This window comes from Mesorhizobium sp. B2-3-13, assembly GCF_006442195.1.
Classification (GTDB): Bacteria; Pseudomonadota; Alphaproteobacteria; order Rhizobiales; family Rhizobiaceae; genus Mesorhizobium; species Mesorhizobium salmacidum.
This window is the reverse complement of record NZ_VFVQ01000031.1, coordinates 38,226-49,095: the sequence shown is the minus strand read 5'-3', so window position 1 is coordinate 49,095 and position 10,870 is coordinate 38,226. Positions and strand designations below refer to the sequence as shown.

Annotated in this window: 12 protein-coding genes; 6 read left to right on the top strand and 6 right to left on the bottom strand. The window is 64.4% G+C overall.

What is annotated here, in order from left to right:
* Window positions 1-91: 91 nt before the first annotated feature.
* Window positions 92-2,782, bottom strand: coding sequence for an aconitate hydratase AcnA (acnA, locus tag FJ941_RS26750; RefSeq protein WP_140510369.1), 2,691 nt, complete (start codon window positions 2,780-2,782; stop codon window positions 92-94).
* A 285-nt stretch (window positions 2,783-3,067) separates the two neighbouring features.
* Here acnA and ccmA point away from each other — a divergent pair, with 285 nt between their 5' ends.
* From ccmA to FJ941_RS26730, 4 genes are all read left to right on the top strand, one after another.
* A complete protein-coding gene (ccmA, locus tag FJ941_RS26745; protein ID WP_140510367.1) occupies window positions 3,068-3,676 on the top strand; it encodes a heme ABC exporter ATP-binding protein CcmA in 609 nt (202 codons plus the stop codon).
* A gap of 61 nt (window positions 3,677-3,737) precedes the next feature.
* Window positions 3,738-4,403, top strand: coding sequence for a heme exporter protein CcmB (gene ccmB / locus FJ941_RS26740; RefSeq protein WP_140510365.1), 666 nt, complete (start codon window positions 3,738-3,740; stop codon window positions 4,401-4,403).
* A gap of 132 nt (window positions 4,404-4,535) precedes the next feature.
* Window positions 4,536-4,709, top strand: coding sequence for a heme exporter protein CcmD (gene ccmD, locus FJ941_RS26735; protein WP_140510363.1), 174 nt, complete (start codon window positions 4,536-4,538; stop codon window positions 4,707-4,709).
* The gene (locus FJ941_RS26730) at window positions 4,706-5,287 is read left to right on the top strand and encodes a DsbE family thiol:disulfide interchange protein (RefSeq protein WP_140510361.1); all 582 of its coding nucleotides are present in this window, start codon (window positions 4,706-4,708) and stop codon (window positions 5,285-5,287) included. Before ccmD ends, FJ941_RS26730 begins: the two co-directional genes overlap by 4 nt.
* Before the next feature lie 184 nt (window positions 5,288-5,471).
* Here FJ941_RS26730 and FJ941_RS26725 read toward each other — a convergent pair whose 3' ends face one another.
* Window positions 5,472-5,639 (bottom strand): hypothetical protein, encoded by a 168-nt coding sequence (locus FJ941_RS26725; RefSeq protein ID WP_023774506.1) that lies wholly within the window; start codon window positions 5,637-5,639, stop codon window positions 5,472-5,474.
* Window positions 5,640-5,890: 251 nt separating this feature from the next.
* On the opposite strand from FJ941_RS26725, the gene FJ941_RS26720 reads away from it, so the two are divergent.
* A complete protein-coding gene (locus FJ941_RS26720; protein ID WP_140510359.1) occupies window positions 5,891-6,811 on the top strand; it encodes an SMP-30/gluconolactonase/LRE family protein in 921 nt (306 codons plus the stop codon).
* Window positions 6,812-6,834: 23 nt separating this feature from the next.
* Window positions 6,835-7,044: a 4-oxalocrotonate tautomerase family protein gene (locus tag FJ941_RS26715; protein ID WP_140510357.1), complete on the top strand. Its 210-nt coding sequence runs from the start codon at window positions 6,835-6,837 to the stop codon at window positions 7,042-7,044.
* A gap of 23 nt (window positions 7,045-7,067) precedes the next feature.
* On the opposite strand, the gene FJ941_RS26710 is transcribed toward FJ941_RS26715, so the two are convergent.
* From FJ941_RS26710 to ftsY, 4 genes are read right to left on the bottom strand one after another with little or no spacing between them, the layout of a single operon-like run.
* Entirely contained in the window at window positions 7,068-7,598 is a 531-nt protein-coding gene (locus FJ941_RS26710; RefSeq protein WP_140510355.1) for an NADPH-dependent FMN reductase, read from the bottom strand.
* A 35-nt stretch (window positions 7,599-7,633) separates the two neighbouring features.
* The gene (locus FJ941_RS26705) at window positions 7,634-8,254 is read right to left on the bottom strand and encodes a pyridoxamine 5'-phosphate oxidase family protein (RefSeq protein ID WP_140510353.1); all 621 of its coding nucleotides are present in this window, start codon (window positions 8,252-8,254) and stop codon (window positions 7,634-7,636) included.
* A gap of 23 nt (window positions 8,255-8,277) precedes the next feature.
* Window positions 8,278-8,952, bottom strand: coding sequence for a septation protein A (locus FJ941_RS26700; protein ID WP_140510351.1), 675 nt, complete (start codon window positions 8,950-8,952; stop codon window positions 8,278-8,280).
* Between the two features lie 57 nt (window positions 8,953-9,009).
* Window positions 9,010-10,863 (bottom strand): signal recognition particle-docking protein FtsY, encoded by a 1,854-nt coding sequence (ftsY, locus tag FJ941_RS26695; protein ID WP_140510349.1) that lies wholly within the window; start codon window positions 10,861-10,863, stop codon window positions 9,010-9,012.
* Window positions 10,864-10,870 lie beyond the last annotated feature (7 nt).

Sequence of the window (10,870 nt, the reverse complement as noted above, 5' to 3'; positions counted from 1 at the left end):
GAGTAGGGGAGTAGGGGAGTAGGGGAGTAGGGGAGTAGGTTACCCGTTCCGGGCCTAGCTTCCTTGCTCCTACTCCCTTAGTCCCTGCTTTCTACGCTGCCAGATCGCGCAGCACGTATTGCAGGATGCCGCCATTCTTGAAGTAGTCGAGCTCATCCAGCGTATCGATGCGGCAGATGATCGGCACGTTCTTCACCGTGCCGTCGCCATAGGTGATCTTGGCGACCATCGTCTGGCGCGGCTTGATGGCGCTCAATCCGTCGATCTCGACCATCTCGTCGCCCTTGAGGTTGAGGGAAGCCCATGAGGTGCCGTCCTCGAAGACGAAGGGGATGACGCCCATGCCGACCAGGTTCGAGCGATGGATACGTTCGAAGGACTGAGCGATGACGGCGCGGACACCCAAGAGGTTGGTGCCCTTGGCCGCCCAGTCGCGCGACGAGCCGTTGCCGTATTCGACGCCGGCGAAGATGACCAGCGGCACGCCTTCCTTCTTGTATTCCATCGCCGCGTCGTAGATCGATTCCTCTTCCTTCGTGGGATAGTGGATGGTGTAGCCGCCCTCGCGGCCGTTCTCGCCCAGCATGTGGTTGCGGATGCGGATGTTGGCGAAGGTGCCGCGCATCATCACCTCATGGTTGCCGCGGCGCGTGCCGTACTGGTTGAAGTCGGCGACGCCGACGCCATGGTCGGTGAGGTATTTGCCGGCCGGCGAGGCAGCCTTGATCGAACCCGCCGGCGAGATGTGGTCGGTGGTGATCTTGTCGCCGAAGAGGCCGAGCACGCGGGCGCCCTTGATGTCGCCGATCTTGCCGAAACCTGATGTCATGCCGGCGAAGTAGGGCGGGTTCTGCACATAGGTCGAATCGTTGTCCCAGGCATAGGTCTGGCCTTCCGGCGCCTTGACGTTCTGCCAGTACTCGTCGCCCTTGAAGACGTCGGCATATTTGCGGGCGAACAGCTCGCGGGTGACGTTCTTCTCGATGAACTCCTGGATCTCGGCCGAGCTCGGCCAGATGTCCTTGAGATAGACCGGATTGCCGTTCCTGTCGTCGCCGAGCGGCTCCGTGGTCAGGTCCTTGGTGACGGTGCCGGCCAGCGCGTGCGCCACGACCAGCGGCGGCGAGGCCAGGTAATTGGCCTGCACGTCGGGCGAGACGCGGCCCTCGAAGTTGCGGTTGCCGGAGAGTACCGCGGCAGCAATCAAACCTTTGTCGTTGATGGTCCTGGAGATCGGCGCCGGCAACGGGCCGGAATTGCCGATGCAGGTGGTGCAGCCGAAGCCGACCAAGTTGAAGCCGATCTGGTCGAGCTCCTTCTGCAGGCCCGACTTTTCCAGATATTCCGCCACCACCTGGCTGCCAGGCGCCAGCGAGGTTTTTACCCACGGCTTCTGCTTCAGGCCGAGGCGGTTGGCGTTGCGGGCAAGCAAGCCGGCGCCGATCAGCACGCTCGGGTTCGAGGTGTTGGTGCACGAGGTGATGGCGGCGATGACGACGTCGCCATGGCCAAGGTCATGGTCGGTGCCTTCGACGGCGTAGCGCTTGGAGATTTCGGCCGATTTCTTGTACTCGGTCTCCATCGCCTTGGCGAAGCCGGCCGGAATGCCTTCGAGCGCGACGCGGCCTTCGGGCCGCTTGGGGCCAGCCATCGACGGCACGACGCTGTCCAACTCCAGTTCGAGCAGATCAGTGAAGACCGGGTCGGCGGAGCCGGCCTCGCGCCACATGCCCTGCGCCTTGGAATAGGCCTCGACCAGGGCGATGCGGTCCTCGCTGCGGCCGGACATTGTGAGATAGCGGATGGTTTCGGAATCGACCGGGAAGAAACCGCAGGTGGCGCCATATTCGGGCGCCATGTTGCCGATGGTGGCGCGGTCGGCCAGCGTCATGTTGGACAGACCTGGGCCGAAGAACTCGACGAACTTGCCGACGACACCCTTCTTGCGCAGCATCTGGGTGACGGTGAGCACGAGGTCGGTGGCGGTTACGCCCTCCTTGAGCTTGCCGGTGAGGCGGAAGCCGATAACTTCGGGTAGCAGCATGGAAACCGGCTGGCCGAGCATGGCCGCCTCGGCCTCGATGCCGCCGACGCCCCAGCCGAGCACGCCAAGGCCGTTGATCATGGTTGTGTGCGAATCGGTGCCGACGCAGGTGTCGGGATAGGCTGTCGTTTCGCCGTCCTCGGTGTTGGTCCACACGACCTGGCCGAGATATTCGAGGTTGACCTGGTGGCAGATGCCGGTGCCGGGCGGCACGACGCGGAAGTTGCGGAACGCCTGCTGGCCCCATTTCAGGAACTTGTAGCGCTCTTCGTTGCGCTCATACTCGAGCTCGACGTTGCGGGCGAAAGCCATCGGCGTGCCGAACTCGTCGACGATGACGGAATGATCGATAACGAGGTCGACCGGCACCAGCGGGTTGATCTTCTGCGGATCACCGCCGAGCGAGGCCATGGCGTCGCGCATGGCGGCGAGGTCGACCACGGCCGGAACGCCGGTGAAATCCTGCATCAGCACGCGGGCCGGGCGATAGGCGATCTCGACACCGGCGGTGCCCTTGTCGGTCAGCCAGCCGGCGACCGCCTGGATGCTCTCCTTGGTAACGGAGCGGCCGTCCTCGTTGCGAAGCAAGTTTTCCAGCAGCACCTTCATCGAATAGGGCAGCTGGGCAATGCCGGTGAGGCCGTTCTTCTCGGCCTCGACGAGGTCGAAATAGGCATACTCGGCGTCGCCAGCTTTCAGCGTGCGGCGGCAATTGAAACTGTCGAGGGATTTTGACACGTGCGATCCGTCCTTGTCTGTTCAGCCTGAAAGGGAACGGACGCCGATGGCATGCAATCACGCGCAAAGGTGCGGGTACGGCCATTTCCGCTGTCCGTTCCCAAGCAACCCGAGCCGTTCAAGGCGGCGCGTGCGCTGGTTCGGCGCTAATTCTGTTCCCGCGCCGACCGCTGGCACGGATGACCCGCATATAGAGAATTTTCTGGAATAGTTCTAGACAGTTGCAAAGCAAATTTGTGCGATGCGGCAGCGACCGTGCCGCTTCGTTCGAGAGACAGGTACGGGATGCGGCTGATCGCCGAAAATCTGGGCGGTGAGCGCAGCGGCGCGGCGGTGTTTTCCGGCATCGGGTTTGCGCTGGAGGCCGGGCAGGCGCTGGTCGTCACCGGGCCGAACGGTTCGGGCAAATCGACCTTGCTCAGGGTGGTCGCCGGCCTGCTGCCGAAAGCCGAAGGGCGTGTGCTGCTCGAAGGCGGCGGCGAGGAATTCCCCTCTATCGCCTCCGCCTGCCACTATCTCGGCCATCAGAACGCGATGAAGACGGCGCTGAGCGTGACGGAGAATTTGCGTTTCTGGCGGGAGTTCCATGGCGAAGGCCGGCTCGATGTCGAGGAGGCGCTGGAAACGGTCGGGCTGGGCGGCATCGGCCATCTGCCGTTCGGCTATCTCTCGACCGGACAGCGACGACGCGCGGCGATCGCGAAGCTTCTGGTCAGCCAACGGCCGGTGTGGCTGCTGGATGAACCGACGGCTGGGCTGGACAAGGCTTCGGAGGAGCGATTCGCGGGGCTGATGACGGCGCATTGCGCGGATGGCGGTATGATCGTGGCGGCAACGCATCTGCCGCTGGGATTGGAGGGGGCGAAGGCGTTGGCGATGGGGGAGGCCGGATAATGCAGGCCGCGTTGCACCATCGTTGGAGAAAGTGTCGCAAAGCCGCAGAGGCGTCGCGCCCATGCTAGCCCTCCTCCTCCGCGACATCCGCCTCTCGATCCGCGCCGGCGGCGGCGCGCTGACCGGCGTCATCTTCTTCCTGGCCGTCATCGCCACCATCCCCTTCGGCGTTGGTCCTGACCTCAAGCTTTTGGCCCGCATCGGTCCGGCGATCCTGTGGATCGGCGCGCTGCTTGCCTGCCTGCTCGGGCTCGACCGGCTTTTCCAGGCCGACCGCGAGGACGGCTCGCTCGATCTGCTGGTGCTCGGTAACGACCGGCACATGCTGGCGCTGACGGTGCTGGTGAAATGTGTGGCGCACTGGGCGGGCAGCGTCTTGCCGCTGGTGGCCGCCGCGCCCCTGCTCGGCCTGTTCATGAACATGGAGCCGTTGGCCATCGGCGCCACGGCGCTGACGCTTCTGGTCGGCACGCCGGCCATCACCTTCATCGGCGCCGTGGGCGCCGCGGTGGCGGTGGCGCTGCCGCGTGGCGGGCTCCTGATCTCGGTGCTGGTGCTGCCGCTGACCATCCCGGTGCTGATCTTCGGCGTTTCGGCGAGCTATGGCGCGACGGCCAATCCGGATCCGTTCCTGCAGCCCTTCCTCATTCTTGCCGCGCTGACCTTGTTTCTTGCGGTGCTGGGCCCCGTGGCCGCGGCGCTTGCATTGCGTCATGGCACGGATTGAGGTGGCCACGAGCGGCACAGGCTGCGGCGTGGCTGCCGATTGCGCGGGCCGTGGCGCGAGGCTAAGGGAAGGCATGATCGAGCACAGCGAACGGATCGGGTTGGCGGGCGGCATGCCAAGGACGCGGCCGGCATGAGCCCGCACGCCCTCTACGTCACCGCCGCCTATGCCATCACCGCAGTGGTGCTCGCCGGACTGATCGGCTGGATCCTCATCGACCAGCGGGCGCGCAAGCGCGAGCTTGCCGAACTCGAGGCGGCTGGCGTGCGCCGCCGTTCCGACAAGACCGGGGCGGGAAAGCCGTGAGCAGCGAAATCGAAACGCCGCCGCCGGGCCGTCGCCGCCTGTTTGTATTCTTGCCGCTGCTGGTCTTCCTCGGCCTGGCCGGACTGTTCCTGGCGCAGCTGTTGTCTGGACGCGATGTCTCGGAAGTGCCGTCGGCCTTGATCGGCCTGCCAGCACCGCAAACCAACCTGCCGCCCCTGGAGGGCAGCAATCTGCCGGGGCTCGATTCGAAGGCCTTCGCCGGCAAGGTCACGCTGGTCAACGTCTTTGCATCGTGGTGCGCCCCATGCCGGGAAGAGCACCCGGTGCTTCTGGCGTTGGCGCAGGACAAGCGGTTCGTGATGGCGGCGCTGAATTACAAGGACCGGCCGGAAAACGCCCGCCGCTTCCTCGGCGACCTCGGCAATCCGTTCCAGGCGATCGGCGTCGACGAAGCCGGCCGCACGGCGATCGACTGGGGCGTCTATGGCGTGCCGGAAACCTTCGTCATCGGCAAGGATGGTAAAATAGCCTACAAGCATGTCGGCCCCCTGACGGCGGAGTCCGCCAAGGAGCTTCTGCTGCCGCAGATCGACAAGGCGCTGGCGGCGCCCGGTTGATGCAGCGGCGTCCCCTCATCCGGCCGCTACGCGGCCACCTTCTCCCCGAGGGGTGAAGAGACAGGGGCGTTGATGCAAGTTAGCTCCTCTCCCCTTGGGGAGAGGTCGGATTACCCGAATTGCTTTTGCAATTCGGTTTGGCAATCCGGGTGAGGGGGCGGTGCCCCGCCTCCGTCTGAAAAGCTCAGCCGTAGATCTGCTTGTGGATCTGGTAGAGCATTTCCGAGCGGTCGGCCCGCATGTCGGCCAGATCGCGGCTGGAGAAGCTATCGATTTCGGCGACGAGGCGGTTGTAGTGCTTGCGCTTGGCGATGCTGCTGCGAGCGCGGGTCATGAGATCGTTGAAGATCATAGCAAGGTTCCTTCTGTGCCGCATTCTGGCGGCTGGTTCTTCCTCCCTTGATCGATACGGAACATGACATAGTAATGGTGCATTGCAAAAAGAAGATGTCGCAATGCACCATTGCACACAGCGCATAGCCGGTTAATGGCGTCCTAAGGCACGTCCTGTCCGTTTTGTCTTACAAATTGCTGATAGCCCGTCTTGCCAGATCGGTCGCGGGCTGGCTTGATCCGGCGTCACGTGATGCCGGGAGGAAATGCATGGCGGCCGCAGACTATTACGAAATTCTCGATCCGCGTTTCGCGCGCCTGTTCAACGGCAGCGCGCAAGTGGAGAAACTGTTCACCGGCTGCCGCTGGGCGGAAGGGCCAGCCTGGTTCGCCGCCGGCCGCTATGTCGTGTGGTCCGACATTCCGAACAACCGCATGCTGCGCTTTGACGAAACCGATGGCAGCGTCAGCGTGTTCCGCCAGCCGTCGGGCAACTCCAACGGCAACACCGTCGACCGGCAGGGCCGGCTGGTCACCTGCGAGCATTCGGGCCGCCGCGTCAGCCGCACCGAGCATGACGGCTCGGTCACCACAGTCGCCGCCAAATGGAAGGGCAAAAGGCTGAACTCGCCCAACGACGCGGTGGTGAAGTCCGACGGCTCGATCTGGTTTACCGACCCGACCTATGGCATCGACACCGACTATGAGGGTGACAAGGCCGAGAGCGAGATCGGCGTCTGCCATGTCTACCGCGTCGATCCCGACAGTGGTGAGGTCGAAGCCGTGATCACCGATATGGTCAGGCCGAACGGGCTTGCCTTCTCGCTCGATGAAAGCCTGCTTTATGTCGTCGACACCGGCCGCACGCATGGCGCGCAGAATCCGGCGCATATGCGGGTGTTCAATGTCGGCAAGCACGGCAAGAAGGTTTCGGGCGGCAAGGTGTTCGCCGACTGCACCGCCGGCCTGTTCGACGGCTTTCGGCTCGATGCCGACGGGCGTATCTGGACCAGCGCCTTCGACGGCATCCATTGCTACGATCCGGACGGCACTCTGATCGGCAAGGTCAAGGTGCCGGAGGTGACCGCCAATTGCGTGTTCGGCGGCGCCAAACTGAACTGCCTCTATATCGCCGGCACCACTTCGCTTTATTCGGTGCGGCTGATGGTGAATGGGGCCAAGACGTACTGATCAGGAATGAAGGAGAGGACGTCATGCCATTCGTCAACATCCGCATCGTCAAGGAAGTGATCGCCGCCGATCCGGCAGGCAAGAAGGCTGACATCGCCAGGAAAGTCACGGCGGCGATCATGGACGCCACCGGACTTGGCAATGACGATATCTGGGTGGTTTTCGAGGAAGTCAACGCCCGCGACTGGTATGTCGGCAAGACCGATGTCGAGACGTTGCGGGCGAAGAAGTAGGGCGGCGGAAGAGAGGTCGTCGCTCAACGCGAGCGAATGAAATCCGCGAAGGCAGCCAGCGCGTCACGCATGGCCAGCACGTTCGCCGGCTCCCCCAGAATGCTCGCCACCTCCGGCGGCTTCTTGCCGAGCAGGGCGATCTCCGGTCCGCCATCATAAAGCGCGAACGACATGGTGCGCATGATCTCGGCCAAAGCCGCGCGGGCATAGAGGGAACGCGGCGAGGCGTGCGCGAGCATGGCCGGCTTGGCAACGGCGGCGTCGCGCGAGACCAGCCAGTCGAGCGCGTTCTTCAGTCCGCCCGGCACGCCATGGGCATATTCGGGGCAGGAGACGATGATGCCGTCGGCGCCGGTGACGGCGTCGATCAGATCGGAAGCATCGCGTGGCGTCCGCTCACCCTCCTCGTCGGGGTTGAAGATCGGCAGGCGGCCAAGTCCGTCATAGACGGTGACGCGACAGCCCTCGGGCGCGTTCAACGCCAACGCCGCGACCAGGGCCGAATTGGTGGAGGCCGCCCGCAGGCTGCCTGAGATGGCAAGAAGATTGAGCAAGATGGACAGGTCCGGGCGAATCGTGGCCGAAAACCCTACCACATCGTCTGCTTGTACTCGTCGTCCAGCCAACGGTCGGTCGCCTCGGCCGAATAGGCCAATGCCAGTTGGTCGCGCAGGATCTGGCCGAGCGTCGGCAGCGTCGCGCGGTCGTACCAGCTCTCCGGCTTCCACAAATCGGAGCGCATGAAGGCCTTGGCGCAATGCATGTAGGCGGCCTTGACGGCGACCACGATGACGCTTTGCGGCGCCTTGCCGTCGACCGCGAGGCGCTCGCGCAAAGTGGCATCCACGGTGATGCGGGCTTCGCCGTTGACGCGCAGCGTCTCGTTCATGCCCGGGATGAGGAAGAGCAGCCCGACCGAGGGATTGCGCAGGATGTTCTCCAGCGTATCCAGCCGGTTGTTGCCGGGCCGGTCGGGGATGGCGATCGTCTTCTCGTCGAGAATGGCGGTGAAGCCGGGCTTGTCGCCTTTCGGGGTGACGTCGGCATTGCCTTCGCCATCGGACGAGCCGATCGGCACGAACGGGCTCTTGCCGATGAAGGAGCGGCAATGGCCGTCGAGCGCCTTCATTTCCTTGCGGATCGAGCCATCGGCCGGGCGCGGGGTCTTGTAGATCGTCCGCAGCTCTTCCCGGGTGGTGACGAATTCCATGGCTCTCCCCTTTAGTCCCTGCCTTATTTGCCGGCTTTCTCTTCCCCGCCGGCCTTGTCGTCGAGCGAATGGCGCAGGATCAGCGGCATCTGGCTGAAGGTGAACAGAAGCGTGATCGGCATGATGCCCCAGACCTTGAAGGTAACCCAGGCGTCGGTGGAAAAATTGCGCCAGACGACTTCGTTGACGACGGCCAGAAACAGGAAGAACAGGCCCCAGCGGAAGGTGAGCTTTCGCCAGCCTTCGGCATCGAGTTTGAAGGCGGACTCGAAGACATAGCCGAGCAGCGAGCGGCCGAAGTACAGGCCGCCGAGCAGCACGCCGCCGAACAGCGTGTTGACGATGGTCGGCTTCATCTTGATGAAGATGTCGTCCTGCAGATAGAGCGTCAGCGCGCCGAAGATGAAGACGACGACGCCCGACACCATAGGCATGATCGGCAAGGTGCGGGTGAGCAGCCATGAGGCGATCAACGCGATCGCGGTCGCGGCCATGAACAGGCCGGTGGCGACGAAGATCGGGCCGCCGAATTCAGCCAAAACGGGTAATTTCTGCGTCAGCCACTCGCCGCGCGCATTGGCGAAGAAGAACACCATCAAGGGCCCGAGCTCCAGCACCAGCTTGAGCACGGGATTGACGCCTTCCTTCTTCTCTTTCTGCGGGTCGGACGGATCGCGTTCGAGAATGGGTGGGTTCATGGTATCCTTCTAACGCACGATCCGATCCGGAAGCCTCACTTCCGGCATCGTGCTTGTTCAAGCCACTCCAGCGATCGCCCTGGCGAATTCGCTTGCCGAGAAAGGTTCGAGGTCGTCGACCTGTTCGCCGACGCCGATGAAATAGACCGGCAATCTGTGCTTTGCCGCGATCGCCACCAGAATACCGCCGCGCGCCGTGCCGTCCAGCTTGGTCATCACCAGGCCGTTGACGCCGGCGACGTTGCGGAAGATCTCAACCTGGTTGAGCGCGTTCTGGCCGGTGGTGGCGTCGACCGTCTGCAGCACCGTGTGCGGCGCTTCGGGATCGAGCTTGCCCAGCACACGGACGATCTTTTCCAGCTCCGCCATCAGTTCGGTCTTGTTCTGCAGCCGGCCGGCGGTGTCGATGATCAGCACGTCCGAGCCTGCCTCCTTAGCCCTCTCGAAGGCGTCGTAGGCGAGACCGGCGGCATCGGCGCCGAGCTTGGAGGCAATGACGGGCGATTTCGTGCGTTCGCCCCAGATCTTCAGCTGTTCGATGGCGGCGGCGCGAAACGTGTCGCCGGCGGCCAGCATCACCGACAGGCCGCCATCGGTCAGCTTGGCGGCGAGCTTGCCGATCGTCGTGGTCTTTCCGGTGCCGTTGACGCCGACGACCAGGATGACATGCGGCTTGTGCGAGAGGTCGAGCTCGAGCGATTTCGCGACCGGGGCGAGCACCTTCTCCACCTCGGCCGCCATGACCGCGCGCACCTCTGTATCGGAGACGTCCTTGCCGTAGCGGCTGGAGGCCAGTGAATCAGTGACGCGCAGCGCCGTTTCCACGCCAAGATCGGCGCGGATCAGCACGTCCTCCAGGTCCTGCAGCGTCTCCTCGTCCAGTTTGCGCTTGGTGAAGACGCCGGCAATGTTGCCGGTCAGCTCGCGCGAGGACCGGGCAAGCCCGTCCCGCATGCGCTGGAACCAGGATCGCCTCGGCGCCGGCTCGGGCGCCTTCTGCGGCTCCGCCTTCTGCTCGACCTTCTTGGCAACCGTCACCTTGCCGGGCGCGGGTTTTGCCTCCGGGGCGAGTTGCGGAACCGATTGAGGCTCGGGCGCGATATCGGCGATGACCGGTTGTGTGTCGACCGGCGCCGGCTGGCGGATGGGTGGCGCGATTTCCGCTGGTGGAATGCCTGGCTCGGTTTTGGCCGCTGGCGTTGGAAGGACCTCTTCCTTCTCCCCGTCCCTATACGGGGAGAAGGTGCCGGCAGGCGGATGAGGGGCGGCGCCGGCCTCTGAAGCCGCCTGCTCGACGCCGGCCGACGGAGGCACTTCAACCGGCGCCGCCGGTGGCACCTCGACCGGTGCGGGCACCTCGGCCGGCACTTCCACGGGTGGCGTCGGCACTTCGACGGGCGCGGGTTCCGGTTGCCTCTCGGGACGCGAGGGAACGATCTCCGGCTCGGATGGCGCGGGCGGGGGCACCTCTTGCGGCTGCGGTTCGGGCATTGGCTCCGGAACGGCGGGCCGCACCGGAATTTCTTCGGGCGCAGGCGGCTCGGCAGGGGTTTCCGGAGCAGGCTTTGGCACTTCCGCGGGCTTGGGTTCAGGCAAAGGCTCCGGGGTCGACGGAACGATCGGCTCCGGCGCGGGCGGAATGGTGGGGGCAGGCTCCGGTGTTGGCTCCTCGGCGGGCGCTGGCCTTACCTCCTCCTCCTCCTCAACGGGAGGACGGGGCGCGGCCGCCGGCGCGGCTTCCGCCGCAGGCTCCTCGCGCTTCAAAAACTCCGGCAGGGCCTGCTCGGCCGCCGGCTTCAGCGCGTCGAGCTGGTCCCAATTGATCGGCGGCAGCGGGGCGGTCTCGTCGATCCGCTCCTCGACGACCTCCTTCTTGCCGAACGAAAATATCTTCTTGAAAAAACCAGCCATGCTTTTG

Bases quoted from the DNA above. Each gene is read 5' to 3' on its own strand.
- ccmB (WP_140510365.1), top strand. From the start codon at position 3,738: ATGCTAGCCCTCCTCCTCCGCGACATCCGCCTCTCGATCCGCGCCGGC.
- FJ941_RS26720 (WP_140510359.1), top strand. From the start codon at position 5,891: ATGGCGGCCGCAGACTATTACGAAATTCTCGATCCGCGTTTCGCGCGC.
- ccmD (WP_140510363.1), top strand. From the start codon at position 4,536: ATGAGCCCGCACGCCCTCTACGTCACCGCCGCCTATGCCATCACCGCA.
- FJ941_RS26715 (WP_140510357.1), top strand. From the start codon at position 6,835: ATGCCATTCGTCAACATCCGCATCGTCAAGGAAGTGATCGCCGCCGAT.
- FJ941_RS26725 (WP_023774506.1), bottom strand. From the start codon at position 5,639: ATGATCTTCAACGATCTCATGACCCGCGCTCGCAGCAGCATCGCCAAG.
- ccmA (WP_140510367.1), top strand. From the start codon at position 3,068: ATGCGGCTGATCGCCGAAAATCTGGGCGGTGAGCGCAGCGGCGCGGCG.
- FJ941_RS26700 (WP_140510351.1), bottom strand. From the start codon at position 8,952: ATGAACCCACCCATTCTCGAACGCGATCCGTCCGACCCGCAGAAAGAG.
- FJ941_RS26705 (WP_140510353.1), bottom strand. From the start codon at position 8,254: ATGGAATTCGTCACCACCCGGGAAGAGCTGCGGACGATCTACAAGACC.
- ftsY (WP_140510349.1), bottom strand. From the start codon at position 10,863: ATGGCTGGTTTTTTCAAGAAGATATTTTCGTTCGGCAAGAAGGAGGTC.